Below are 25582 nucleotides of genomic sequence, written 5' to 3'. Positions count from 1 at the left end.
TAAGCGCCATCATGGCGTGGGCACGGCGCTCTCGCCACCCAGCTGGCGCATCGCCGCCTTCGCCCCCGCAGCGCCCGGATAGCGGGGATCGAGCCGCAATGCCTGCCCGTACGCCGCCAGGGCCTGCGCGCGCAGCCCCTGCTCCGCATACAACTCGCCCAGGCTGTCGTGCAGGTTGGCGTCGCGCGGATGCAGCCGCACGGCCGCCTGCAGCACGGCCGTCGCCGGCCCGATGGCGCCTTCGCCTTGCAGCCGGTAGGCTGCGCCGTTCAGCGCCGCCGGGCTGGCCGCGCCCAGAGGGTCGCGTTCCAGCGCCAGGCGCAGCGCGGCGATGGCCGCGTCGGTGGCGCCGGCGCGCAGCAAGGCCAGGCCGTGCAGCGCATGCGCGCCGTCGCTGAGCGGATACAGGGCCACGGCCAGCCTGCCCGCCGCCAGCGCGTCGCCGGCGTCGCCCCGCGCAGCCGCGGTTTGCGCCAGCTCAAGCAGCTCGGGCATGAAATCAGGATAGGCGCGCTGGCCGCGGAAGGCCGCGCGCAAGGTCGCGTCCAGCGTGGCGACGGAAACGGGCGCCGCCGGCCAGGCGATGGCCCCCGTGCGGTCCCAGCTGCTTGCCAGGGCCGCGACGGCTTGCTCGAAGGCGGGCTCGAAGCGGGGCAGCGCGCCTGCCGGTGCGCCTTGCGACAGCCGCACGTAGTCACGCGCAAAGGCCAGTGCGCCGCCGCGCGAATACCGGTCCAGGTCGATGCCCGAAGCGCGCAAGGCCTCGGCCATGCCGGCGCCGGCCGCCAGGAAAACGCGGCCGCCGGCCGGATGGCGGGCCGCGTCGATGAAGGGGCGCGCCGCCGCGGCGTCGGGCGCCAGGGCTTGCCCGTTGATCTGCTGGAAGGCGGCGCGCGTGGCGGCCCCGTCCGCATAGGGTGCCCGCGTGCGCTCGGCGTACGCGCGGCCCTCCTCGAACAGGCCCTGCGCCACCCGGTAATGGCGCTGCGCGGCGGTATCGGCAACATAGGTTTTCAGCTGCCACGGCTCGCCCGTGACCACCTCGAACAGGCGCTGCGCGAACGCTTCCGTATTCACCCGTTCCAGGTTGGCTGCGACGGCAAGCGTCAGCCGGCGCGACGGAAAGCTGAACAGGTAGGTCGCCGTTTCGGGCTGCTGGCCGCTGTGCGAAATGACGTAGCGCCCGCCCGTGGGATACGTTTCCCAGCCCATGCCGTAGTCCGTCAGGCGGCCCGCGCGCGTGGCCATGGGCTGCACCATGGCCGCCAGGCTGGCCGCCGAGAGCACCTTGCCGTCGTGGATGCCCTGGCCGAAGGCCAGCATGTCGGGAACGCTGGCACGCGTGCCGCCGGCCGAGAAGCGGCTGCTGATGTCGACGAATTCCGCATTGCGCACCTGCGTGCCGGCCAGCCGGTAGCCGCGCACGCGGTGGGCGATCACGACATCGGGGTCGTCCATCACGGTGGCGTCCATGCCCAGCGGCTGCCACACGTGGCGCCGCATGTAGCCGCCATAGCTTTCGCCCGAGGCGCTTTCGATGACGGCGCCCAGCAGGTTGTAGCCGTAGCTGGTGTAGCGGTAGCGCGTGCCAGGCTCGGCGATCAGGTCGAAGTGCTCGAAGACGGCGATGGACTGGCGCGTCGTCTTGTGTTCCTTGAAATGCTGCTCGGCCTGAGGATTGCGGTAGGCGTCGATGCCGCCCAGGTGGCCCAGCAGCTGGCGCACCGTGACGGGAAACGCCTTCACGGGGAAATACGGCACATAGGTCTGCACGGGCGCGTCGAGGTCGACCTTGCCCTGCTCCACCAGTTGCAGGATGGCCACCGCCGTCATGGGCTTGGTGACGGAAGCGAGGCGATAGCTGGACCTGGGCGTCGCCGGCACCCGGTTTTCCAGGTCGGCATAGCCATAGCCCTGCACCCACGTCACCCCGTCCTGCATGAAACCGATGGTCATGCCCGGCATGCGTTCCCTGGCCATGCGCTGCGCCACCCAGCCGTCGAAAGCGGCCAGGCGCGCGGCCAGCGCGGCGGAAGGCGCCGATGCGGCGCCGGCCTGCACCGGGCCGCATAGCAGCGCCAGCGCGAACGCGCCGGCGGACCAGTCATATTTGCTGCATTGCATCATCGATCTTTCCCCCGTATCGCCCCGTCCACCGCGCGGCGCTGCTGCATGGTAAAAGGATTTCACGCGCCGGTGGCGGGCCGTGCACGAAATGCACGCTGTGCGCATGAACGGCACGGGCGGGCGCCAATATGTTGCAAATAAGCAGCTACAATGCCCGCCATGCCCCCACTCCTCCGCGCCCTGCTGCTGTGCTGCCTGGCCCTGCCCTCCCTTGCCATGGGCATGGCCAGGCTGTCGCTCGACGATGGCTGGCGCGCCTGCGGCAGCGCTCCCGCAGCGCCCGTCGCTCCGCTGCACCAGCTGCTCAAGCGGGGCCAGCTGCTGTGCGTCGAACGCGACCTGGTCCTGGCCGCCACGCCGTCGTCCACGCAGGTGCTGGTGCTGTCGGCGCTGGCCGCCAGCGAAGTTTGGCTCGATGGCGTCTTGATCGGCAGCAATGGCCAGCCGGCGTCCCGCGCGGCCGACGAACGCCCGGGCAACATCGATGTCGTTTTCCCCCTGGCACCACGGCAATTGGCCGCCGGCACGCACCAGCTGCGCCTGCGGCTGTCGACGCAACGGGTGCCGGCGCGCCTGGACACGCCTCTGCATGCGCTATGGCTGCAGGAGCAGCAAGCCTACCAGGCGGCGCAGGCGTGGCGCAAGCTGCCGCCCCTGCTGCTGGCCGGCGCACTGGGCGCCATCGCCCTGCTCTTCCTGGGCCTGACCCTGCGCTACCGGCGGCGCCCGCACTGGGCAGTGTTCGCGGCGCTATGCCTGGCCGCCGCCCTGCTGCTGGTAGCGGAAAGCTGGCGCGGCATCGCCGGCTACGCCTATCCCGCGCATCTTGCGCGCCTGTATGCCGTCAGCGGCCTCACCTGGCTGTTTGCCGCCCTGCTGCCGCTGTATTTCCACGCGGCCTACCGCTACCGCCGGGCCTGGCTGGCGGCCGCCCTGCTGCTGCCGGGCATCGCCCTGGCGGGCGCGCTGGCCACGCATTTCGACAGCCAGTGCCGGCTGATGTTTTTCGCCGGCTTGGCGGCCAGCCTGGGCATGAACCTGGCCGCCCTGCGGCAGCGCCTGCCAGGCAGCCGGAGCGGCACGGCCATCGCGGTGGCGGCGTGCGCCCTGTTCTGGCTGGCGGACAGGCAATTTGCCGAGGGGGGATTTGCCGTCGTGGTATGCCTGCTGCTGCTGCCCCTGTGCGCCCAGTTGCTGGCGCAGCTGCTGCGCGAACGGGACAGCGCGGCGCGCGCGCAGCAGCTGGAAAACCAGCTCTTGCGCAAGAGCATGCAGCCGCATTTCCTGATGAACTCGCTGAGCCTGATCAGCGAACTGCATGCCCAGGCGCCGGCGGCGGCCGAGGCGTTCATCGAGGCGCTGGGCGCCGAATTGCGCATGCTCAACGAGTTTGCGCAGCAGCCCAGCATTGCCCTGGCGCAGGAACTGGCCCTGTGCCACAACTACCTGGACATCATGGCCACGCGGCTGCAACAGCCCTGCAGCCTGCAGGTCGATGGCGAGACGGCGGGCATCCGCGTGCCGCCCGCCATGCTGCTGACGGCACTGGAAAATGCGTTCAGCCACAACCGCTACCGCCATGGCGCCTACTTTCTGCTGCAACTGGAAAAGCGCGAACAAACGCAGTTGCTCACCCTGTCGCTACCCATGGGCGAGCCGCGCCAGCATGCGGGCAGCGGCATGGGAGAACAGTACATCCGCACCAGCCTGTATGCCGTGTTTGGCGACAGCGCCCGCTACGACTGCGCGCCGCAGCAACAGGGCTGGCATCTCACTTTCAGCATACCTGTGCCGCCATGAGAATTTTGATACTGGAAGATGAACCGCTGATCGCGTGCGGCCTGGAACGCGAGGTCCGCGCGCATTTTGGCTCCCAGCTGACAGCGGTGGCCCTGCACGACACGGTGGCACAGGCGCTGGCCGCCTTGCGGCAGGATGGCTGCGACTTGCTGCTGCTGGACTTGCAGCTGCACGGCGCGGATGGCTATGAATTGCTGCGCCTGCTCCCCTCTGCCCCGTTCCAGACCATCATCGTCGCGGCCCACGCGGAATGCTCCATCACTGCCTTCGAATTTGGCGTGCTCGACTTTGTCGCCAAGCCCTTCAGCCGCGAGCGCCTGCACAAGGCCTTGCAGCGCTATGTCGGGCGGCATACGCCGCCCGCCTCGCTGGCGCTGAAGAAACGGGGTGCGCTGGAATGGATTGCCATGTCCGAGATCGACCACGTGCAGGCCGACGGCCACTACAGCAACATCGTGCTGCGCAGCGGCGAGCAATGCTTTCATGATCTGGCTATCGACAAACTCATGGCCCTGCTGCCGCCGCACTTCCTGCGCGTGCACCGCTCCTACATCGTCAACAGCCTCGGTTTCAAGCGCCTACAAATCGGGGCGGGCGGCAAGTACGTGCTCGACACGCACACCAGCACGGGAATTCCCGTGTCGCGCAGCAGCTATCCGCAGCTGAAGCAGCGACTGCTGGCTTAATACGGGATTACCAGTGCGGCGCGTAGTTGGGAAATGGCGAGGCCATGTGTTCAGCTTCCACGGGGGGCGCCATCCAGTCCCGCGGGTCGACCTTGTAGTACTGCAGGAATTGCGCGTACAGTTCTGCATGGTGCTCGGCCATCTGGTAAGGCTTTTCAAAGAAGGTTTCCGTCGCCACGGCAAAGAATTCAGCCGGGTTGGTGGCGCCATAATGGTCCATCACGCTTTGCTGCTGGACCATGGCGTCATGGCGCAGATTATCGAAGTCGCGCGACAGTACCGTGGCCCAGCTGCGGTAGCTCGACACGTTCGGCAAATACGGGGCGCCATTCGCGGCGCCCGATTCGCTGTCGAGCTGGTGGGCGAATTCGTGCAGCACCACGTTGTGGCCGTCCGTCCAGTCCGCCGCGCCCCGCTGCACGTGGTCCCAGGCCAGCACTACGCGGCCATCGCCCCACGATTCGCCCAAAAGTCCGTTCGCCGAGGGCGTGACGACGCCGCCCGGCCCCACCTCGTCGCGCGTGACGATGAATTCCGTGGGATACACGAGGATGGTGTCGAGCTCGGGATATACCTGCGTCTGGCGATTGAGCAGCAGCAGGCAGGCCTGGCCGGCGATGGTGTAGCGCATCTCGTCCGTGATCTCCAGGCCGCCGCAGCCGACGAATTTCTTTTGGTACAGGAACTGCACCACGAGACGGCGCAACTGTTCCTGCAGCGGCGCCGGCATGCGGCGATACACGGGGATATTCTTTTCCAGCACGGCCAGCCCTTCGGGCGGCAAGGGTTTCGCCAGGGCGCGCTGCAGGCGCCAGCGGGGAAACCACAGCGAGAAAACGATGGCGGCCGTGACGAGGGCGATCCACAGCAGCGGATTCATGCCGCGCCCCGTTTCAGGCAGCGCGTTGGCGGGAACGATAACAAGGCGGCGTAGGCAGACAAGGACAAGCTCCTTCAAGTGGACCCGCGCGGCGCGGGCAGCAGTCCAGCCCACATGGGGATGCTTGCACTCTTTTCAATCAAGCACCGTTAAGGCACTGCCAAAACGCGTCCAAGCGCGTCTAAGCGTGCAGGCGCAGCGTGCCAGGCCACGCTGCGGCACAACGCCAAAAGCCGGGTTGCAACCCGGCTTTCAACATGCTTCTGATAATACGAACTACAGCATTCCGCCGGGCAGCCGCCAGGCGGCCATCCAGGCGCTGCCGCTCTTATTCAGCAGCCTTTTGCTGCGGCGCACCAAACAGGGCCGCCACCAGCGGATCGCGCGTCACGGGACCGCGATTGACGCGGATGGCGTAATGCGTGTCATCGGCCAGGATGTGGAAGTGACGGCCGCTGCCTGCCATGCTTTGCTCGCGCAGGCCGGGACGGTCCTTGCGCGGTGGCGCGCCTTCGCGTTTTGGCTGCACGATGGCGGCCAGGAAGGCACGCACGCGCTCAGGGTCGGGGGTCAGCTGGTACACTGCCTTGCCCAGGTAGGTGGCAGTGCCTTCGATGTAGCGTGCCAGTTCGATCACGCCCGCTTCGCGCAGGTCGCGGATGTATTTGCGGGCGCCCGATGGCGAAAACTTGAGGAACCAGGCGATTTCATCAGCCAGCATCTCGTGCAGCGACAGTTCGCCGATCAGCTTTTGCATGTTTTCAATACGGCGCAGGGTGGCGGACGTCGAACGCACGCGCTCGATCGGTGCCATGGAAATGGGATTCATGCGCTCCGGGGGGATCGGTGCTGCGCGTTCAACCATTTGCGAGCCTTTTTCGGGGCTACGAAGTTCCTGGTGCGCTGCCTTTAATTCGCTCTTCACGTGAGACTGAGTCATTGCATGCATTTGAATACTCCTTTTTTAACGATTACCGGTAGCCCGGATTGTTAAATTCTTGGCAATTTTTATGCCAGAAAGCCACAAATCCAAGGCGTCTGACCAAAGAATGCCAGTGCCGCCCCCTGCTGGTCTGTGCGTTAACGAACATTAGAAGCAAGAAAGTGAAAAATATTTCCATGTGGAATTGTTTTCCTCCTTCCTCCCGTTTCCGCCCGGGCATACAGCGCACTAGGTGAGATAGCGAACAGAAGCACCAGCCCTCTTGCAATAAATTCAAGCCTCATGCGCGGTCCCCATGCCAGCACCTGGCCCCTGGCACCGCCTGCTGTTCGCGTTGCGACAAACTCTTGCAAAGGAACCATCATGAAAATCGCCTCTCTGCTGGCCGCCACCGCCCTGCTTGCCCTTGCCGCCTGTAAAAAACCCGCCGAAGCGCCGCTGCCCGAAACGGCGCCCACGCCCAGTTCCGCGCCGCAAGTGATGCCTGCCCCCGTCAATCCGGCCGTACCGGAATCGGGCCCGGGCAATGGCGCGCCACCTGCGCCCCTCACCGATCCCGCCACGGCGCCCGCGCTGCCGCCCGCCACGGCGCCGGCAAAATAAGGCCAGCCCAGGCCACCCATCAGGCGCCCGCGCGGCGCCGCCCCTACTCCACGGGGGAGTTACGCGTTGCCAGCTTTTTTGCAACGCGTTTTTTTACGATTGGAGTGGGCCGGAGCATTTAGGTTCACCCGCGCGCGTACGCACGGCGCCGCGCAACGCCCGTTTCACCGCGCCGGAAATGCGGCAAACCGCACGCCATTTACCGCACTCTTGCGGAAAAGCGGAATTTCAATATTTCCTCATTTCAATAGATTCAAATTAAACCTTTATAAACAATCACTTGCAATAAGTGCCGAAATGCGCTCCACTGGCACGGAAGATGCTTTTATATTTTCATAACCGCCACAGAGCGGCAGCCTGAGCGAATATAAAAACCATCTACCTTTTTTGGAGACAACAGCATGGCACGCACCTTCCGCATCTCGTCCTTCCTGAACACCAAAGCCCTGGCCGTCGCCGTCGCGCTGGCCGCGCAATTCCCGCTGGCCGTCCACGCGGCTGATGTCGTGCGCCTGGGCAACCTGAAATTCGCCCATTACGGCGCTGTCGCGTACATGAAGGAAATCGCGCCGAAATACGACCTGAAGATCGAAGAACGCATCTTCGCCAAGGGCCTCGACATCGTCCCGGCCATGATCGCCGGCGAGGTCGATGTGTCGGCCAGCGCGCTGGAAGCGGCCATCACGGGCCGCGCCACGGGCTTGCCCGTCTACCTCGTGGGCGGCTTCGCCAAGGGCGGCGTGCAGATCGTCGGCCGTCCCGACCTGAACATCAAGGGCATCGCCGACCTGAAAGGCAAGAAAGTCGGCGTCACGCGCGGCGGCCCGCAGGAAATCCTGCTGTTTGCCGAACTGACCAAGGCCAAGCTGACCTGGTCCGACAAGCCGGGCAAGGACGTGCAGATCCTGTACATGGGCTACCCGGACCTGAACCAGGCCCTGTTGACCAAGGATATCGACGCCATGAGCCAGTCCGAGCCGTACTCGACACAGGCCATCCACAAGAAATACGGCGCGGCCATCATCAAGCCGTATGACACGCCGCTGGGCGAGCCCGTGCGCGCCCTGGTGATGACGGAAAAGATGTACAAAGAAAAACCTGCCGTGGCGCAGCGCTTCATGGATTGCTTCGTGGCCGCCACGCGCGCCTTCCTGGCCGACCCGAAACTGGCGGAAAAATACGTGCGCGAATCGATGTTCAAGAACCAGATCACCAGCGAAGACTACCGCGACGCCATCGACAACGCCATCTTCACGGAAGACATCACCCAGAGCCACGTGCAGCTGACCACCGATTACATGGTGAAATTCGGCGTGGGCCGCATGGCCAAACCGCCTGCCGCCAAGGACTGGGTCAAGCTGGACCTGCTGGAAAAAGCCAAGAAGTCCTACGCTCCACGCTAATCTGAAAGTGTCACGATGAATATTCAAATGATGAAACGCTTCGCGCACGGTGCCGCCGTGCCCGTCGCCGTGCTGTTGCTGTGGCAAGCCATGTCCACGTTTGGCTGGATCAATCCGCAAATCCTGCCCTCGCCCGTGGCCGTGCTCGTGAAGTGGTATGAATACCTGATGCCGATGGAAGCGTACACGCCGGAAACGGGCAATTACCTGGTGTGGATGTTCTCCGGCGAACTGCCGCACGACGCCTGGGCCAGCCTGTCGCGCGTGCTGGGCGGCTTCGCCATCGGCGCCGGCCTGGCCTTGCCGCTGGGCTTGCTGATGGGCACCAACAAGACCATCTATAAACTGTTCGACCCGCTGGTGCAGGTGCTGCGTCCGATTCCGCCGATCGCCTACATTCCGCTGGCGATTTTGTGGTTTGGCCTGGGCAATCCGCCCGCCTTCTTCCTGATCAGCATCGGCTCCTTCTTCCCCGTGCTGATGAATACCATCGCCGGCGTGCGCCAGGTCGACGGCATTTATATTCGCGCCGCGCGCAACCTGGGCGCCAGCCAGATGACCATGTTCCGCCGCGTCATCCTGCCGGCCGCCACGCCCTACATCCTGGCCGGCGCGCGCATCGGCATGGGCACGGCTTTCATCGTTGTGATCGTGGCGGAAATGATCGCCGTCAACAGCGGCCTGGGCTTCCGCATCCTGGAAGCGCGCGAGTACTTCTGGTCCGACAAGATTATCGCCGGCATGTTTACCATCGGCCTGTTCGGCCTGGCTATCGATATCGCCATGAATGCCCTGAATAATCATTTGCTGCAGTGGCACCGCGGCCTGGAACACTGAGAGGAACGGCCATGACCACCATTAGCATCAAAGCAGTCAACAAGATCTTCACCACGGGCGGCGCGGACGTGATCGCCCTGAAGGACATCAACCTGGAAATCGCCAGCGGCGAGTTCATCTGCCTGCTGGGGCCATCGGGCTGCGGCAAGTCGACCCTGCTCAACGCCATCGCCGGCTTTTCGCAGCCGACGTCGGGACAGATCCTGGCCGGCGGCAAGCTGATCACCGAACCCGGTCCCGACCGCGGCATGGTGTTCCAGGAATATGCGCTGTTCCCGTGGATGACGATCGAAAGCAATATCGCCTTCGGCCTGGAAATCGCCGGCAAGACGCCAGCCGAGATCAAGGAACGGGTCGACATGCTGCTCAACATGCTGGGCCTGACGGAATTCCGTGCCCGCTATCCGAAAGACTTGTCGGGCGGCATGCGCCAGCGCGTGGCCATCGCCCGCGTGCTGGCCCTCGATTCGCCCATCATGCTGATGGACGAGCCATTCGGCGCGCTGGATGCCCTGACGCGGCGCAACCTGCAAGACGAATTGCTGAAAATCTGGAAAGTGTTCGGCACCACCATCGTGTTTGTCACGCACTCGATCGAAGAATCGATCTACCTGGCCGACCGCACCATCGTCATGACCTACCGTCCCGGCACCATCAAGCGCGACGTGGCCATCGAACTGCCGCGCCCGCGCGACCCGAGCGACCCCGAGTTCAACCGCCTGAAGCGCATGCTGGGCGAGATGGTGATGGAAGAGCAGCAGCGGCATCACAATGCCGAAACGATGGCCAGCACGGCTGATTAGTGGATGGTTGCGTCTGACCAAACCTACTGCGCGTCGGTATAGGCGGCCTGCGATGCTCACCGTACTCAAGTACGGCTGCGCTTCTCGGCCACCTCTCCCGTCCGCTCGCTACGGTTGTGTCAGACGCTGCAAGTTTGCATGTCAGACTTTAGTTTGGATTCCCCCCAGTCGGGGTAAATCCCGCCGTACACTACCATTCCTTCTTTGCGGCACACGCAAGCTTAACCCGACACACGGAGCACCATGGCATTCGGCAAATGGACCTTGAGACCAGCGCTGGGCCCCTTGCTGGCCATCGGCTCGCTGGCCGTGCTGACGTGGGCGTCGTATGCCTGGGTGCAGCAGCGCCAGCTCGATGAATTGCACCGCACGCTCGATTCGCGCGCGGAGCTGTATGCGGCATCCATCGGCGGCGCCCTCAACAAGTACGAATTCCTGCCCCTGGCCGTGGCCCAGAGCGATGCCGTGGCGCAACTGCTTGAGCAGCCGACTCCCGACAAGGTCGCGCAGATCAATGCCTATCTGATCGACATCAACCGCCGCGCGGGCGCCTTTGCCGTCTACGTGCTCGACGACAAGGGCACGACCCTGGCTTCGAGCAACTGGCAGGACCGCAGCTCGTATGTCGGCGTCAACTACGGCTTCCGGCCCTATTTCAAGAATGCCATCGCGGGCGGCATCGGCCGCTTCTACGGCATCGGCGCCTCCACCTTTGAAGCCGGCTATTTCATTTCCCAGCCCGTGCAGCGCGACGGACGCATCCTCGGCATCGTCGCCGCCAAGGTCAACCTGGACTGGATCGAGCAATCGTGGCGCACGCCGGGCGCCGGCGAGCAGATCTGGGTCAAGGATGCGAATGGCGTCCTGATCCTGGCCACCACGCAAGCCTTCAAATTCAAGACCCTGGCGCCCTTGTCGCCGGCCGCGAAGAAAGACATCAGCGAGCAGCGCCAGTTCCTGCAAGAAAACCTGCCCATCCTGCCGCACAGGGTGCAGCGCCAGTTTTCCGACGGCGCCAGCGTGATGACGCTGGAGCGTCCGCAATCGGGCGATGCGCCGGCCCTGTCCGGCAACGCCGACAAGGTGGACTATCTGGCCGTGCACCGCGCACTGGGCCCGCTGCAGTGGCAAATCACCGTGCTGGCCGAGCTCGACCAGGTGAACGAGGCGGCACGCAACGCGGCCATCGCCGCCGCGCTGGGCTGGGCCCTGCTACTGCTGGCCCTGATGTATGCGCGCCAGCGCCGGCGCCGCATCGACGAGCGCCTGAACGCGCAGCAAACCCTGGCGCGCGCCTATGAACAGCTGGAAATCAAGGTCGAGCAGCGCACGGCCGACCTCGTGCACGCGAATGGCCGCCTGCAGGCGGAAGTGGCGGAGCGCGAGCGGGCCGAACAGACCTTGCGCTACGCCCAGGCGGAGCTGGTACAAAGCGGCAAGCTGGCGGCCATCGGCCAGATGGCGGCCGGCGTCACCCACGAGCTGAACCAGCCGCTGGCCGCACTGCAGACCTTTTCCGACAATGCCAAGGTGCTGTTGACGCGCGGGCGCATCGACGATGCGCTGGACAACCTGTCGACCATTTCCGACCTCGTCAAGCGCCTCGGCTACGTGACGTCGCAATTAAAAGGTTTTGCGCGGCGCAGCGACGATGCCCGCAAACCCGTCAGCGTGCGCCAGGCGTTCGCGCAAACCATGCTGCAGATCCGCACGCGCAAGAATTCGCAGCGCCTGACCCTGCATGAAAGCTGGCTCGAAGACGATATCATCGTGCTGTGCAACGCCATCGGCCTGGAGCAAGTGTTCAGCAACCTGATCACGAACGCCATGGATGCCGTGCCGGAAAACGAGCCCGTGCAGATCTGGCTGCAAGTGCGGCGCGAAGGCACACTGGCCGTGATCCATATCACCGATAATGGCCCCGGCATCCCGCTCGCGTCGCTGGACAAGATCTTCGATCCCTTCTATACCACCAAGGAACACGGACTGGGCTTGGGTTTGTCGATCAGCGCAGGCATACTGCGGGCGGCCGGCAGCGCGCTGGCCGTGCGCAACCGCAGCGCCGCGGAAGGGGGCGGCGCGCAATTTACCATCACCCTGAGCTGCGACTCGGGGGAATAGAACAGAGACTGAGGTTCGGATGCACGAGAATAATTTTGACGGCATGCAAGTGCTGCTGGTGGAAGACGACGCCGTCGTGCGCAAGGGCGCGCGGCAATCGCTGGAATTGGCGGGACTGCAAGTGACGGCCGTGGCCACGGCCGAGGAAGCCCTGCCCTGGCTGGTCCCCGAATTTGCGGGTATTTTATTGAGCGATATCAAGCTGCCTGGCATGGATGGCTTGAAACTGCTCGATATCGCCGTGGCACAGGATGCCAGCCTGCCCGTCATCCTCGTCACGGGCCACGGCGACGTGTCGATGGCCGTGGGTGCCATGCGCCGTGGCGCCTACGATTTCATCGAAAAACCGTTTTCCGCCGACCTGCTGGTGGAAGTGTGCCGCCGCGCCCTGGACAAGCGCCACCTGGTGCTGGAAAACATGAAGCTGCGGGCACAGCTGGAAAACCGCGCCGGCATCGATGCGCGCATCGTCGGGCGCAGCGCGGCCATGGCCAAGGTGCGCCAGCTGGTGCTGAACCTGGCGCCGAAGTCGGCCGACATCATCATCCTCGGCGAAACGGGCACCGGCAAGGAACTGATTGCCCGCTGCCTGCACGACTTCAGCGAGCGGCGCGACCATCCATTCGTCGCCATCAACTGCGGCGCCCTGCCCGAATCGATCTTCGAGTCGGAACTGTTCGGCCACGAGGAAGGGGCGTTCACGGGCGCGCAGCGCCAGCGCATCGGCAAGATCGAGTATGCGAACGGCGGCACCCTGTTCCTGGACGAAATCGAAAGCATGCCGCTGGCCCTGCAAGTGAAACTGCTGCGCGTGCTGCAGGAGCGGCAAGTCGAACGGCTGGGCTCGAATAAACTCATTTCCGTGAATTTCCGCGTCATCGCCGCCGCCAAGGAAGACTTGAACGTGCTGGCGGAGCAGGGCAAGTTCCGCCCCGACCTGTATTACCGCCTGAACGTTGCCAGCCTGACCTTGCCTGCGCTGCGCAACCGGCGCGAGGATATTCCCCTGCTATTCGAGTTTTTCGTGCTGCAGGCGGCGCTGCGCTATGGGCAGCCGGCCGCCCTCGTCAGCGGTGAACTGCTGGGCTCGCTAATGGCGCAGCGCTGGGCCGGCAACGTGCGCGAGCTGCACAATGTCGCCGACCGCTTCGTGCTGGGCTTGCTCGACGACACCCTGAGCCCGGCCGGCTGCCGCGAAGCCTCCCTGGCCGAGCAGGTCGACACCTTCGAAATCTCCATCATCGAGGAAGCCCTGCGCCGCCATAACGGCAACGTCATCGATGCGGCCGCCGCCTTGAGCATCCCGAAGAAAACCCTGTACGACAAGCTCAAGCGCTTTGATATTTCGACGGAACAATTCCGATAATCACTAGCATCTGGCCGACACAGCCATGAGGCGGCGTCCTACCCGTGCGGGTGGCCGGGCATGCAACAATGCAAGCTCACATCAACACCTTGCACAGGACTCCGCCATGAAAACCGCCGCTCTCTTGCTGGCCGCCACCTTGATGACCGTTGGCGGCGCCTGGGTACAAGCCCAGTCGACGACGAATGTGAACCAGACGGGCAATCACACCAACAATCCCAACGACCCTGGCCAGAAATCGGACCAGTCCGACAAGCTCGACAATAAAGGCCAGGTCATTCACGATGGCAAGGCCGCCAAGACGCGCACGGACAAGCGCAGCCGCCGCGGCAAGCCGACGCCCGACACGGAAAACAAGATGCACAACGGCCAGGCCAGCGCGCCACCGGCCACGCTGCCAGCGGTGCCCAGCATCCCCATCGCCCCCGTGAAATAAAGCGTTTCTCCTCCAGCGCTGCGCCACATTACTTTCAAGCAAGCTATCATCACGTCCTTTGAAATAGCAAGGACGACGATGAAGTCAGCATGGCAAGCGATGGTGGCGGCGAGCGTATTGGCGGCGGCGGCCGTACAGGCTTCGCCCACGGTGGGCGAATGCATGGAATTGACCACGGGTATCAAGTTCAGCAAGAACAATGGCGACGCGCAAGTCAACGTCGAAGAAAGCTTCGAGGGCAGGAAAGTCAAGGGCACGCAGCTGATCCTCGACGGCGGCGTGCTGCTGGCCACCTCCTACCAGGATATCCGCGACGGCCAGGTATTCCTGACGGGCATGGTGCATTACAACGAAGATGGTACGCTGAGCAGCAAGAATGTCTATGCGCCGCAGTCCGCCATCCCCGCCAACATGCGCCCTGGCCAGGAAGTGCGGGTGCAGTTCACGGACACGCGAACGGACACCCACTACCCGCTGGCCGGCCTGTCCGACAAGATCACCACTTCCACGCGCACCGACAAGCGCAATTTCTCCATCACTTTCCTGGGCTGGGAACGCCTGGAACTGGGCGGGCACCGCTTCCCCGACGCCTGCAAGTTCGAACTGCACGACGTCGGCGGCAAGAGCAAGGGAAAAAGCGGCGAATACGTCTGGTACGCGCAAGGCTACGGCGTGATCATGATGGACAAGCTGGACAAGGACGGCGACGTGCAGCCAGCCTATCGCATCGCGCTGACGAAGATCCTCAGCGCGCCGTGACCTTGACAACGATGCGGCAGACTGGCCTGCTGCATTCTTTATGGCATTGTTTGTTTAAGCGCAATTAATCCCCCATCGCCCGCCCTGCACTGTCCTGTCTGGTCAGCAAGGAGGCGGCGATGGCGTATCCGAAAATTCCATATGTCGGCGGCAAGCGTACCGCCCTGCTGCAGTGCGAGCGCCAGAGCGAAGCCATCGTGCGCATCCGCCCCGAACTGCCCGGCAATGCCATCGTCATCCCCGGCGTCAACGATGTGGGCACCAGCTTCGCGGCTGTGGACAAAGGCCTTGTGCCAGGGACTCGATGCGCGCATGTAGCATGTATGGCGGCGGCCATGTGTTCACGCCAGCCGCCTGCCGCATGCCGCAGGCGGCCGACAAGGCGCGGCTGATCGCCGCCCCGGACGCCTCTGCCAGCATCCGCGAACAGGACAAGGAAAATACCCTTGGGATGCCATGCAGCGAGCGGAAACGGCAGGGGGACGCGGCGGTGACACGCTGGCGCGGCGCGAGCGGATCGATGCCGTGCGGAAGTTCGCGTATGACGATGCGCCGCCCGAGGACGGCGTCGATGACTTGAACACTTACGGCGTGGCGCGGCGCCTGTACCTGGCCAACTATGACTTGATGGGCACCGTGCCGCAGGAACGCCTGGAAAGCGACCCGACAGCCACCACCCGGCGCCCGCCCGCCATCGCAGAATGGCGCCCCGTCGCCGCGCAATTCGCCCGGCGCCCCGATATCCGCGGCACGGGCAGCTTCAGCATGCTGGACAAGCTCAAGCACAAGACGTATCAGCCGCCCGCACACTGGCAGCCCACGCCCTGGTTTCCCATCCCCTTCAACAAGAAACAGCTGGCGCAGCTGGACCGTCTGCCCACTTTCGGCTTCATCCACCGGCCCACGTTCGTCAGGATGATCGACAAGGACGGCAAGTCCCTGACGCGCCGCGATCAGCGCGAACGTGCCTTGCAGGCGGGCTGGCAGGAAGCCTTGCGCAGCTTGCCGGAAGCCGAGCGGCCCGCCGCGCCCGCGCGCCTGGCCGCCGCGACAGGCGGCAATCAGGCGCAACTGATTGCATTGCACAAGACCTTGCTGCGCCATGCGGAAGATGGCGGCACGGAACTCGACAGCGGCAACACGGCGCAATGGATCGATACGGACGGGCGCCTGGGCAACACGGGCGCGGCCACCCTGTTCGTGCAAATGGCCATGGCGGTGATGGGCAGCTACCGAGACGGCGGTGTCAACGCCGTGGTGAACCTGCGCAATCCGGACGAAGCAACCATCGTGCCGGTCACCCCGCCGTCGGACGACAAACGCCGCACGCAGCACCATCCGCACGGCGGCGATGTGCTGCGGCATTACGCCACGCCTGCCATCGCCCCGGGGAATTATCCGGAGAACTGACTACTTGCCCTGTGCGGCAAGCTGCGCCAAAGCGTTGCCTCGCACCTGGAACGCCACTTTCGCCACCGTCTTGCCGGCATCGTCGACAAGGGCCAGCGCGTGCTTGCCGGGCACGGGGCGCCAGCTGATGCTCTCGCTTGCCCCGCCCAGGTCCTTGCCGTCGAGAACCCAGCGCAAGCCGTGGCTGCCTTGGGCCTGGAAAAAGACGCGCTGCAGGGCGGGCGGAATGTCGGGGTCGATGGCGAGGATGCTGTCCTCGGCCGGATACACGATGGCCGGCGGCCTGGCGCTATCGCCCACGACGGCGATGACGGCGCTTTCCGTGCCGGCGATAAACCATTCGCGGCGCGGCGCTTCCAGCGCAGGCTGGTAAGCCACCATCTGCTGCAGCACGCCGGGCGGCGCCTTCGGCGCACGGCTGGGCACGCTCTTGTGCAAATAGTCCATGAGGTCGCGCCACACGGGCGCGGCGCCCGTCACGCCCGACACGTCCCACATGGGCTTGCCATCGAAATTGCCCACCCACACGCCCACCGTGTAGCGCTCCGAGTAGCCCATGCACCAGTTGTCGCGCATGTCCTTGCTGGTGCCCGTCTTGACGGCGCTCCAGAAATTCGTTCCCAGCTCGTTGCGCAAGCCAAACGTCAAGCTGCGCGCGGCGCGGTCGGCGAGGATATCGCCCACAATGAATGCGGCGCCCGGCTCCATGACCTTGCGCCTGTCCCTGCCCGCCAGACCAGCCTGCAGGCTGGCCGTGCTGTAGCTGCCGCCATTGGCCAGCGCGCGGTAGGCGTTGGCCAGTTCCAGCAGGGTCACTTCCGACGAGCCCAAGGCCAGCGACGGCCCGTAGTACTCGGCCGGCTCCGTCAGGCTGGACAGGCCCACATCCTTGAGGCGGTTATAAAAACCATCCTGGCCCGTCAGCAGCACCGTGCGCACGGCGGGAATGTTCAGGGAACTGGCCAGGCTGGTGCGGGCGCTGACATGGCCCTTGAAGTTGCGGTCATAGTTTTGCGGCGCATACATGCCGGACGCCGTAGCGATGTCCAGCGGCGTGTCGTCCATCACGGACGCGGCCGTCATCAGCCGGCGCTCGATGGCCAGTTCGTACAGGAATGGTTTTAACGTCGAGCCCGCCTGGCGCAGGGCCGTCACGCCATCCACATGGCTGCCTCCCGCATTGCCCACGTAGGCGAGGATTTCGCCGCTGCGGTTATCCAAGACGATGATGGCGCCATCGTTGACATTGCGTTCGCGCAAGGAGGCCAGCTGCTGGCGCAGGTTTTCCTGCGCGAAACGCTGCAAGGGACCGTCCAGGGTGCTGCGCACCGACAACCCAGGCTGCTTGAGCAATTGCTGCGCCACTTGCGGCGCGGGCGCCAGGTCCGGGTACAAACGGGTTTTCTGCAGGGCCGTCTGCACGCGCTGGCCGATCAGCTGGCAGCTGCTGTCCATGCGCGACGCCTGCGCCAGCGCGCAGGCGCGCCGCGTGACGGTGGCCAGCGGCGCGTTCGGCGCGCGCACCAGGCTGGCCAGGATGATGCTGTCCGTCTGGTTCAGGCCGGACGGCGCCTTGCCGAACAGGCTGTACGAAGCGGCGGCGATGCCCTGCAGTTCGCCACGAAACGACACCAGGTTCAGGTAGGCCTCGAAAATCTGCGCCTTGCTCCAGCTCTCCTCGATGGCTTGCGCCGCGCGCATCTGGTCCCACTTCTGGCGCAGGCTGCGCCCGCCCGCCGCGCCCTGCAAGTCCGCATCGAGCTGGCCCGCCAGCTGCATGGTGATGGTCGACGCGCCCCGGGGTTTCTTGGAAAACAGATTGTCCCAGGCGGCCGTGGCCAGCGCGGACACATCCACGCCGCCATGCTGCATGAAGCGCTGGTCTTCCGCCAGCAGCACGGCCTGCTGCAAGGCGGGAGAAATATCGGCCAGCGACACCCAGGGCAAACGCCGCGCCTGCATGTCCACGCGCAGGGATTGCAGCGGCGCCCCGCTGCGGTCGAGCAACTGCGCTTCCGAACTGCGGTAGGCGGCCTGCACCTGGGCCGGCGTCAGTACCGCTTGCGCCAAGGCGGGGCCAGCCAGCAGGCAGGCCACGACAACGATGACACTTCTCACTGCGCCACCTTCACATTCGCATTCGGCGCTTCGCCAAACATTTCCGGCGAATACATGGCTTCGATGCGCGTGGCAGGCAGGCTGAAATCCCCGGCATTGTTCAGGCGCACCGTGTATTCCACGCTCCAGTTTCCCTTCGGCACGAAGGCGTAGTAGGCGCGGAAGGCGTCGAAGGCCCGCTCCTCGAACGTGGGCCAGACCCAGCCCGTGGACTTTTCACCGGCCGTCAGCAGCTGCGAATCGCGGCCCAGGCCATTGCCCAGCACCGTGGCGCTGGCGGGAATCGGATCGTCGACCACCACCCAGCTCATGTCCGCCTGCGCGGACAGGTCCAGGCGCACGCGGTAGACGTCGCCGCGCGACCACGCACCGGCCGTCTTCTGCTCCACCGGCGTGATGGTTTTCTTGATGGCATAACCGCTGGAGACGGGCGCCTTGAGCGGGATGGCCGCCAGGCTTTGCACGGTGGCCCATGGCTTGCCCGTGCCGCTGTGCGCCAGGCCCAGGGTGTCCATGCCTTTCGGCCACGCTTGCAGCACGGGACCCACTTTCGCCGCGCCATTCCACACGAGCGCCTGCGTATCGCCGCCCAGCTTCACGGCGCTGGCTCCTGTCACCGGCGTGGATTCGAACTTGGCCGAGAACCTGGCGATCGCCAGGGTGCCCCAGGCGTTGGCCACCGTCGTATCCCAGCGGCCCTTTTTCTGGCGCCCCATGCTGCCGCGCACGAGGCGGCCGATGTCGTCCTTCCACGCCGGATCGTCCATCACGGCCAGCAGCAGGCGGTTGGCGTTGACGTCGCCAGAGACCATCAGCCACCACCAGTTATCCTTGCGCTCGGTGGAAAAGCCCATGGTCGTGCCCTGGAAATTCAAACGGCTGCGCAAAATCTGCTGCGCCTCGGCCAGCCGCGCATCGCGGCGCGCCAGGCCCGGCGTGCGTTGCAGCAGCAAGCTCCAGTCGATGACGGCGGACGTCGGCCACAGGTTCGGGTTGATGCTGATGCTTTCCAGCGCATCGGGCGGGACTTTATTCGAACGCGACAGCGCTTCCAGCGCCGCCAGCTTGCGCACGGCCAGGTCGGTGGTCGGCAGCGCCGAATGGCGCACGATGCGGCCCTGCACGAAAGCCGTCAAGGCTTCTTCCATGCGGTTCTTCGTCTGCTCGGGAATCGCATAGCCCGCCTCTGCCGTTGCCGACAGCACATACGCCGTGAGGCTGTCGCTGCCCTGTTCCATGACGGGGAAATATTTCAGCATGCCGTCGCCATCGAGGTAGGCAGGCAGGCTGGCGGCCAGCCGGTTCCACTCGGCCTGGTCTTGCAGGGCAATGGCTTTCGAGGTGTTTTGCTCGAAGCAGGTGTAGGGATACGCGGCCATGTATTCGCGCACGCCGGGCAGCTCGCCGCCCAGCTTGGCAACAAAGCTGGTCTGGATGCCGCCCCGGCCCGGCAGGGCGCCGGCCGGCATCTGCACGGACAGATTCGTCGGCTTCTCGATCTGCAGCAAGGTGGCCTGGTAGGTGCGCACGGGCGTGGCCTGGCCCACCTTTTGCGTGATTTTCAGTTTATCCGTATGGTTTCCTGCTTTCGCGCCGATCTCCCACACAATGCTGGCCGCGCCCAGCGGCACCTGGTAATCCCAGCCCACTTCGCGCGCTTCGCCCGCCGCCAGGGTCAAACTTTGGCGCGGCAAGGCCTTGCCGGCCGCGCTGGCATTGAGGTCCACGTTCAACGATGCGGCCGAGGTGTTGCGCACGGTGAATCCCGCGCGCAACTGGTCGCCTTCGCGCACGAGGGTGGGCAAGCCCGACATCAAAATCAGGTCTTGCGAACTGCGGATGTCCCTACTGCCCGTGCCAAATAATTCCTTGCCGGCACTGGCGATGGCAACGATGCGGAACGCCGTCAGCGAGTCGTTGAGCGGCACCTGCACGCTCGCCTCGCCCTTGGCGTCGAGCTTGACGGTGGCCTTCCAGAACAGCAGGGTGTCGAACAGTTCGCGGCTGGCGCCCTTGCCGCCGCCACCGCCGGCCGGAAACGCCTTGCGCCCGAAGTGGCGCTTGCCGATCACCTGCATCTGCGCCGTCGCCGTTTCCACCTGCAGGCTGCGCTGGGCCATCATGGTGTCGAGCAATTTCCAGCTATCGTTGGGCATCAGTTCCAGCAAGCCCGTATCGACGGCCGCCAGCGCCACTTCGGCGCCAGCCGGCAGGGGCTTGCCATCGGCGCGGCGCACGCGCACGGACACCTCCGCCTTGTCGCGGGTTTTATACACTTCCTTGTCCGACACGACCATGACGTTCAGTTCATGCGCCTGCCACCCCACGTTCAGGGGCGCGATGCCCATCTTGTAGGCGGGCTTGCCCAAGTCCACCAACGCCGTCGGCTGCACGCCATCCACCCTCCCCCGCACGACGAACACGGACACATACACGTTGGGCGCGTAATTCGGTTTGACGGGGATTTTTACCACCGGTTCCCGGCCGTCGAGCTGGCGCACATAGGTGTCGAGGATGCCTTCGCGCTCGACCGTGATCAGCGCCGTCCCCGAGCGGAACGGCATGCGCACCTGCAAGCTCGCTTCCTGGCCCGGCTCGTAGCGTTTTTTCTCGGGCAGCACGTCGATGCGGTCATTGTCGCTGACATTGAACCACCAGTCGCCGCTGCCGGCCACCCAGGTTTCGCGGTTGGCGACGGCCGCATTGCCGGCACCATCCTGCGTGCGGGCGCGCAGGATCAGATTGCCGCTGGCCGGCGCCTTGACGTCGCAGATCAGCAAGCCTTTATTGTCCGTCTTGCCATTGCATGCAGGGCCCAGCTTGACGACTTCGCTGCTGTTTTCATACGCATAAAAGCCGCCGATCAGGCGCCGGCGGTGCGAATAACTGTTGCGCTGGAAGAAATCGACGGCCACCGGCGCATTCGCCACGGGCTTGCCATCGGTGCCCAGCACGGCCACCGTGAACTTGAAGGCATCCTTGCTCAAGGCCCAGGCATCGGGCTTGATGCCGATCACAACATTCGATGGCCACAGCGGCACGCGCGTGGCCACGGAGGCCGTCTCGCCATTCGCATCCTGGAAGGCCATTTCCGCCACCAGGTCGCGCGGCACGGACAGCTGCGGCAACTGGTCGATGACGATGCGCGCGCCGCCCGCCTTGTCCAGATTCAGGTTTTGCGTGCGCGCCGCCGTGGCGCCGGCGCCGGCGGAAGCGCCGTTGCCTTCGTCCTGCCACTCGCCGTCATCGTCGTCATAGCCCGTGCCCTGCTTGACCAGACCTTCTTTCACGTCGCCATTGCTGAAGCTGTAATCGGGATAATCGGCAAAACTCACGCTCTTGTCTTGCAGCACCGTGCGCAGCTTGACGGGCGCATTGGTGGCGGCGCCGCCGGCCAGGTAGGTGATCTGGGCATCGAGCGCCAGCTGCCTGGCCTGCACGGCGGGCGCCTTCGGCCCCTGCAGCACGGCTTTCATGGTCGGCACGCGGAACGCCTCGACGCGGAAACTGCCCGATGGGCGGCCCGCCATGGTCACGCTGTATTCGCCCTGCTTGGCGTCGGCGGGAATGACCCAGTCGCTTTCCGCCGTGCCGCCGGCCGACCAGCGCAGCGGCAACTGGTAGTTCTGATCGCTGCCCTGGTGGGTGATGACGACGGAGGTTGCGCTGCCGGGGCCGTTGTTCTTGTCGACCAGGCTCATGCCCTGGCCCGTGTGCTTGCGGATGAAGTGCTTCATGTGCACGGTTTCGCCGGCGCGCAGCAAGGTGCGGTCAAATACCGTGGCCAGCAGGGTGTTGTCGGCGCGCGTGTCGTCCGTGGGCAGGTTGAAGCGCCAGGCCTCGATGCCGCCCACCCAGTCCGACAGCGTAAACGTCATGTCGCCGCCGCTGCGCGCACTAATAAAGTAGCGGCCATTGTTCTTGCAGCTGGAATTGGCCAGTTCGCCGGGAATCTGCGCCACGCCGTCCGCGCCCGTGGCGCCTTGCCACAGCAGCTTGCCAGCGCAGTCGCGCACGGCAACTTGCGCCTTGGCAACGGGCGCGCCCTTGTCCAGGGTCGTCACCCACACGAGCGACGATTGCGCGCCATGCTTGAAATGGGCCGCCAGATTCGTCACCAGCGCGGCCGTGCGGATATACGCGGTGGTTGGCTTGCCCAGCAGCACTTTCCCGAGGATGGGGCTGGCCAGCTCGACCACATAAAAGCCCGGCTTCTGCAGCGGGATGCCGATCACTTCAAACGTCTTCTTGCCGTCAGGACGGGGCAAGCTGATGGGGCGCGTGCCAGCCGCGTCGGCCAGCACGGATTTGCTCATGTTGCCCGCATATTGCGCGTACGGCTGCCAGTATTCGCCGGCATCGCCATTGCCGGCCAGGCGCTGCATCCACTCGATGACGAACTTGTCGTCACTGTCGGGCACGCGCAAGGTGGCGCCCGTGGCGGCCGGCGCCGCGGCGGAGCCCGCTTCCCTGGCGATTTGCCTGCCGGTCAGCACGGGTTCGATGTTGCGCACGGTGACGGGCAGCAGCCCGTCCCCCTTGGCTTCGATGATGCCGAACGGCGCCGGGAATTTCAGCAGCGGCGGCTGCTCTCCCGTGCGCACCGTCATGGGAAAGCGGGCGCGATTGAGCAGGATGCGGCCAGCATCATCCGTCAGCTTCGGCGGCAGGTTCAACGTAAAACTGGTTTCCACGGGGAACGGGCCATTGAAGGTGGCATCGTTCAGGAATTCGGCCTTTTCTTCCTCTTTCGCCATCGTCGGCGCATAGGTCTTGCCGCCGCCCGTCAAGGTCATGGCGCGTACCAGCGACGCTTTCACGGGCGCGGAAAACTGCACGCGCATCGGCAGGAACGGAATGCACTGGTCCTTCGGATTGCTGCGCTCGCAGCTGAACTTGGCAGTGAAGTCGGGCCGCGTCTTGAAATGCAGGCTTTGCGCCTTCTCTGTGGCGATGCCGCTGGCGCTGGCGATGCCCTCGCCCCACACCAGTGATACCTTGGCATTGGCGGGAAAGCTGCGCTTGCACTGCAGCACGGTGACGGGCAGCGGCGGCGCGCCCTTGCTGGCCACGGGCATGCCCACTTTCCACACCACGCCCCGCTTCTTGAAATACACGGTCAGGTAGCGGTCGACGAAATTCTTGCGCAGGGCCAGGACTTGTTCCAGCTCCTTGCCCTTCAACAGGCGCACGGGAATCTTTTCATTGATGCCATCGGCGCGGCAATACGCATTCGCCGTGACGCTGGTCTCGTTCGGCGCGGCATCGAGGCCCAGCACGAAGATCTGGTTTTCATCGATGTACGGCTGGCCGTCATACGGCATGGACTCGACGATGGCCGGGCCGCCCGTGGAAAAACGGTAGGATGCCGTGCCCTGCAGGGCCTGGCCCGCCAGGTCCTTCAAGCCCGGCTTCAGGGTAAAGCTGCAGGCCACGCCAGCCGGCAGGTCGCGCTCGAAATCGTAGTTCCAGTTGCGCTCATCGGCCCAGCGTCCCGCGCCCGCCACGACGGCCGGCTCGGCCTTGCCGCAATCGATGGCGAACGGCGCGGCCAGGGCCATGTCGCCGAACGGCACCATCGGCGTGGCGAACTGGGCGCGCACCTGGCGCACGGCCTTGACCGTGCCGCTGGGCGAAAACACGGCAACGCCGCTGTCGGCCGAGGCGGGAAGCACCGTTGCCAGCGACAGCAGCAGCGCACCGGCGCCCGCCAGTGTCGGCGTGGGGAACGTGAAAGGGGAATTGCAGAAAGTCATGGACACAGGGTGACTCCTTGATGAAAAGTGGCGGAGCTGGCTGCGGCGCGTAAAAGTTGCTCAGGAGAAGCCCGGAAATTCAACAGAACGCGGCAGGATTACAACATCAATGTAATATTAGTTATCAAGCTCATCATTGTTGCTAATATACAGTGGCACGAGAGTAACAAGTCGTACGATTGCCCGGGCCGCCACGTCCTGAAACGGGAAAGGGCGGCAAAAATTGAGCTACCGGGTAAATTAGTTTTTTTCAATATCAGAGTATTTGTCGTGAATCTGCAACACTATTGATGTACAACAATGCTTTGTGCGCCAGCGCACCGACCGCTTGAACTTGGAAACGTATTCTCTAGTCCAACAGCAGTGCATTTATGACAAAAGAACGCACCTGGAATTGTTGTCCATCTTTCTTAGCAATAGCATGCGCAGCAAGATGTGGCATTGATGCAGTAGAGAAAATCTCTTATCAACGTTGGGAGTTACTTGTGAATAATCTAAAAAAAATCGCCGTTGCCGCCGCAGTCCTGTGCTCCGCCCTCGGCGCACAGGCCCAGGAAATCAACCCATCCTGGTATATTCAACCTAGCATCAATGCTATGAAACCGGATTCGGATTTCTCCACCGATAAAACGGGCTATGGCGCTGGCTTGCGTTTTGGTAAGCCAGTTTCGCAAGACTGGGACGTGCAGCTGGGTACCACCTATGCCCGCTCCAAGGATGGCGGTCGCCGCTACCAGCAAAATACGCTGGGCGTAGATGGCTTGTACATGTTCAACCGCGGTCCGGCGTTCAGCCCCTTCGTGTTGGTTGGCGCAGGCATGCAGCGCGACAAGGACACGGGTCCGCTGGGCGAACGCAGCAAGAGCTCGCCGTACGTGAACCTGGGTCTGGGCTTCCAGAGCAAACTCAGCGATCAATGGTCGACCCAGGTCGATGTGCGCAACGTGCATGGTTTCCTGCGCGGCAACACGTTTGACCAAAGCAAATCCAGCAACTGGTATGTCAATGTGGGCCTGAACTACGCCTTCGACAAACCGCCAACGCCGGCTGCACCACCGCCGCCACCGCCGCCAGTGCGTGAAGAAGTCGTTGTCGTCGTGCCGCCGCCACCACCGCCACCGCCGCCACGCTTTGAAAAAGTGACGATGTCGGCGACGGAACTGTTCGCGTTCGACAGCGCCAAGCTGGGCCCGACACAGACCAAGCTCGACGAAATCGCCCGCGTGCTGAACGCAGCGCCGGACGTCAACAACGTCGTCATCAGTGGTTATGCCGACCGCATCGGTTCGCCGAAGTACAACCTGAAACTGTCGCAGCAGCGCGCTGACGCCGTCAAGGAGTACCTGGTGTCCAAAGGCGTGGCTGCCAACCGCCTGACGGCCGAAGGCAAGGGTTCCACCAATCCAGTCGTTACGTGCGATAACAAGAAACGTGCCGACCTGATCAAGTGCCTGGAACCGAACCGTCGCGTTGAAGTCGAGCAAATCACCATCGAACGCCGCGTACAGTAAGCTACACCAGTGGTACGCCACTA

At 64.4% G+C, this 25582-nt stretch carries 19 protein-coding genes; 13 read left to right on the top strand and 6 right to left on the bottom strand.

The features are described from left to right. Positions 1-9 precede the first annotated feature (9 nt). Positions 10-2127 (bottom strand): serine hydrolase domain-containing protein, encoded by a 2118-nt coding sequence (locus ACZ92H_RS22180; RefSeq protein WP_465051042.1) that lies wholly within the window; start codon positions 2125-2127, stop codon positions 10-12. Positions 2128-2286: 159 nt separating this feature from the next. Here ACZ92H_RS22180 and ACZ92H_RS22175 point away from each other — a divergent pair, with 159 nt between their 5' ends. Together ACZ92H_RS22175 and ACZ92H_RS22170 are read left to right on the top strand one after the other, a co-directional pair. Beyond that, entirely contained in the window at positions 2287-3927 is a 1641-nt protein-coding gene (locus ACZ92H_RS22175) for a histidine kinase (RefSeq protein ID WP_465051041.1), read from the top strand. Further along, on the top strand, positions 3924-4613 hold the full coding sequence (locus ACZ92H_RS22170; RefSeq protein ID WP_465051040.1) for a LytR/AlgR family response regulator transcription factor: 690 nt from the start codon (positions 3924-3926) through the stop codon (positions 4611-4613). The genes ACZ92H_RS22175 and ACZ92H_RS22170 overlap by 4 nt, the downstream gene beginning before the upstream one ends. A gap of 7 nt (positions 4614-4620) precedes the next feature. Here ACZ92H_RS22170 and ACZ92H_RS22165 read toward each other — a convergent pair whose 3' ends face one another. The 3 genes from ACZ92H_RS22165 to ACZ92H_RS22155 form a co-directional block, all read right to left on the bottom strand. Further along, positions 4621-5493 (bottom strand): M90 family metallopeptidase, encoded by an 873-nt coding sequence (locus ACZ92H_RS22165; RefSeq protein WP_131377778.1) that lies wholly within the window; start codon positions 5491-5493, stop codon positions 4621-4623. A 328-nt stretch (positions 5494-5821) separates the two neighbouring features. Continuing rightward, on the bottom strand, positions 5822-6322 hold the full coding sequence (locus ACZ92H_RS22160) for a winged helix-turn-helix domain-containing protein (protein WP_010396453.1): 501 nt from the start codon (positions 6320-6322) through the stop codon (positions 5822-5824). A 251-nt stretch (positions 6323-6573) separates the two neighbouring features. Further along, complete coding sequence (locus ACZ92H_RS22155; RefSeq protein WP_465051039.1) at positions 6574-6801, bottom strand: hypothetical protein; 228 nt, start codon at positions 6799-6801, stop codon at positions 6574-6576. On the opposite strand from ACZ92H_RS22155, the gene ACZ92H_RS22150 reads away from it, so the two are divergent. The 10 genes from ACZ92H_RS22150 (at position 6800) to ACZ92H_RS22105 (ending at position 16174) form a co-directional block, all read left to right on the top strand. Further along, positions 6800-7039 (top strand): hypothetical protein, encoded by a 240-nt coding sequence (locus ACZ92H_RS22150; protein WP_465051038.1) that lies wholly within the window; start codon positions 6800-6802, stop codon positions 7037-7039. The two genes, ACZ92H_RS22155 and ACZ92H_RS22150, sit on opposite strands and share 2 nt — an antisense overlap. A gap of 401 nt (positions 7040-7440) precedes the next feature. Continuing rightward, positions 7441-8442, top strand: coding sequence for an ABC transporter substrate-binding protein (locus tag ACZ92H_RS22145; protein ID WP_465051037.1), 1002 nt, complete (start codon positions 7441-7443; stop codon positions 8440-8442). Positions 8443-8469: 27 nt separating this feature from the next. After that, positions 8470-9279, top strand: a complete 810-nt coding sequence (locus ACZ92H_RS22140) for an ABC transporter permease (protein ID WP_465051036.1) — start codon at positions 8470-8472, stop codon at positions 9277-9279. Between the two features lie 11 nt (positions 9280-9290). Further along, entirely contained in the window at positions 9291-10082 is a 792-nt protein-coding gene (locus ACZ92H_RS22135) for an ABC transporter ATP-binding protein (RefSeq protein ID WP_131377788.1), read from the top strand. Positions 10083-10325: 243 nt separating this feature from the next. Continuing rightward, entirely contained in the window at positions 10326-12203 is a 1878-nt protein-coding gene (locus ACZ92H_RS22130; RefSeq protein ID WP_465051035.1) for a sensor histidine kinase, read from the top strand. Between the two features lie 19 nt (positions 12204-12222). Further along, a complete protein-coding gene (locus ACZ92H_RS22125; RefSeq protein WP_131377792.1) occupies positions 12223-13569 on the top strand; it encodes a sigma-54-dependent transcriptional regulator in 1347 nt (448 codons plus the stop codon). A gap of 106 nt (positions 13570-13675) precedes the next feature. Beyond that, a complete protein-coding gene (locus ACZ92H_RS22120) occupies positions 13676-14005 on the top strand; it encodes a hypothetical protein (RefSeq protein ID WP_131377794.1) in 330 nt (109 codons plus the stop codon). A gap of 78 nt (positions 14006-14083) precedes the next feature. Further along, positions 14084-14764: a hypothetical protein gene (locus ACZ92H_RS22115; RefSeq protein ID WP_131377796.1), complete on the top strand. Its 681-nt coding sequence runs from the start codon at positions 14084-14086 to the stop codon at positions 14762-14764. A 119-nt stretch (positions 14765-14883) separates the two neighbouring features. Continuing rightward, positions 14884-15156 (top strand): hypothetical protein, encoded by a 273-nt coding sequence (locus ACZ92H_RS22110; RefSeq protein WP_465051034.1) that lies wholly within the window; start codon positions 14884-14886, stop codon positions 15154-15156. Between the two features lie 64 nt (positions 15157-15220). Next, complete coding sequence (locus tag ACZ92H_RS22105) at positions 15221-16174, top strand: hypothetical protein (RefSeq protein WP_465051033.1); 954 nt, start codon at positions 15221-15223, stop codon at positions 16172-16174. Here ACZ92H_RS22105 and pbpC read toward each other — a convergent pair whose 3' ends face one another. Both pbpC and ACZ92H_RS22095 read right to left on the bottom strand, forming a co-directional pair. Further along, a complete protein-coding gene (pbpC, locus tag ACZ92H_RS22100) occupies positions 16175-18292 on the bottom strand; it encodes a penicillin-binding protein 1C (protein WP_465051032.1) in 2118 nt (705 codons plus the stop codon). It lies immediately after the preceding gene. After that, positions 18289-24048, bottom strand: a complete 5760-nt coding sequence (locus tag ACZ92H_RS22095; RefSeq protein ID WP_465051031.1) for an alpha-2-macroglobulin family protein — start codon at positions 24046-24048, stop codon at positions 18289-18291. The genes pbpC and ACZ92H_RS22095 overlap by 4 nt, the downstream gene beginning before the upstream one ends. A 485-nt stretch (positions 24049-24533) precedes the next feature. Between ACZ92H_RS22095 and ACZ92H_RS22090 the strand changes: the two genes are divergently transcribed. Next, positions 24534-25559 carry an OmpA family protein gene (locus ACZ92H_RS22090; protein ID WP_131377806.1) on the top strand — a complete coding sequence of 342 codons (1026 nt, stop codon included), beginning with the start codon at positions 24534-24536 and terminating at the stop codon, positions 25557-25559. Positions 25560-25582: the final 23 nt, after the last annotated feature.

The sequence above is a fragment of the Janthinobacterium foliorum genome (genome assembly GCF_978021625.1).
The sequence above is the reverse complement of the archived record's forward strand: the minus strand, read 5'-3'. Positions and strand labels throughout refer to the sequence as shown.

Excerpts from the sequence above, each read along its gene's own strand:
- ACZ92H_RS22135 (WP_131377788.1), top strand. The coding sequence starts at position 9,291 with ATGACCACCATTAGCATCAAAGCAGTCAACAAGATCTTCACCACGGGC.
- ACZ92H_RS22110 (WP_465051034.1), top strand. The coding sequence starts at position 14,884 with ATGGCGTATCCGAAAATTCCATATGTCGGCGGCAAGCGTACCGCCCTG.
- ACZ92H_RS22140 (WP_465051036.1), top strand. The coding sequence starts at position 8,470 with ATGATGAAACGCTTCGCGCACGGTGCCGCCGTGCCCGTCGCCGTGCTG.
- ACZ92H_RS22180 (WP_465051042.1), bottom strand. The coding sequence starts at position 2,127 with ATGATGCAATGCAGCAAATATGACTGGTCCGCCGGCGCGTTCGCGCTG.
- ACZ92H_RS22170 (WP_465051040.1), top strand. The coding sequence starts at position 3,924 with ATGAGAATTTTGATACTGGAAGATGAACCGCTGATCGCGTGCGGCCTG.
- ACZ92H_RS22145 (WP_465051037.1), top strand. The coding sequence starts at position 7,441 with ATGGCACGCACCTTCCGCATCTCGTCCTTCCTGAACACCAAAGCCCTG.
- ACZ92H_RS22125 (WP_131377792.1), top strand. The coding sequence starts at position 12,223 with ATGCACGAGAATAATTTTGACGGCATGCAAGTGCTGCTGGTGGAAGAC.
- ACZ92H_RS22175 (WP_465051041.1), top strand. The coding sequence starts at position 2,287 with ATGCCCCCACTCCTCCGCGCCCTGCTGCTGTGCTGCCTGGCCCTGCCC.
- ACZ92H_RS22160 (WP_010396453.1), bottom strand. The coding sequence starts at position 6,322 with ATGAATCCCATTTCCATGGCACCGATCGAGCGCGTGCGTTCGACGTCC.
- ACZ92H_RS22150 (WP_465051038.1), top strand. The coding sequence starts at position 6,800 with ATGAAAATCGCCTCTCTGCTGGCCGCCACCGCCCTGCTTGCCCTTGCC.
- ACZ92H_RS22115 (WP_131377796.1), top strand. The coding sequence starts at position 14,084 with ATGAAGTCAGCATGGCAAGCGATGGTGGCGGCGAGCGTATTGGCGGCG.
- ACZ92H_RS22130 (WP_465051035.1), top strand. The coding sequence starts at position 10,326 with ATGGCATTCGGCAAATGGACCTTGAGACCAGCGCTGGGCCCCTTGCTG.
- ACZ92H_RS22105 (WP_465051033.1), top strand. The coding sequence starts at position 15,221 with ATGCAGCGAGCGGAAACGGCAGGGGGACGCGGCGGTGACACGCTGGCG.
- ACZ92H_RS22095 (WP_465051031.1), bottom strand. The coding sequence starts at position 24,048 with ATGACTTTCTGCAATTCCCCTTTCACGTTCCCCACGCCGACACTGGCG.
- ACZ92H_RS22155 (WP_465051039.1), bottom strand. The coding sequence starts at position 6,801 with ATGATGGTTCCTTTGCAAGAGTTTGTCGCAACGCGAACAGCAGGCGGT.
- ACZ92H_RS22120 (WP_131377794.1), top strand. The coding sequence starts at position 13,676 with ATGAAAACCGCCGCTCTCTTGCTGGCCGCCACCTTGATGACCGTTGGC.
- ACZ92H_RS22165 (WP_131377778.1), bottom strand. The coding sequence starts at position 5,493 with ATGAATCCGCTGCTGTGGATCGCCCTCGTCACGGCCGCCATCGTTTTC.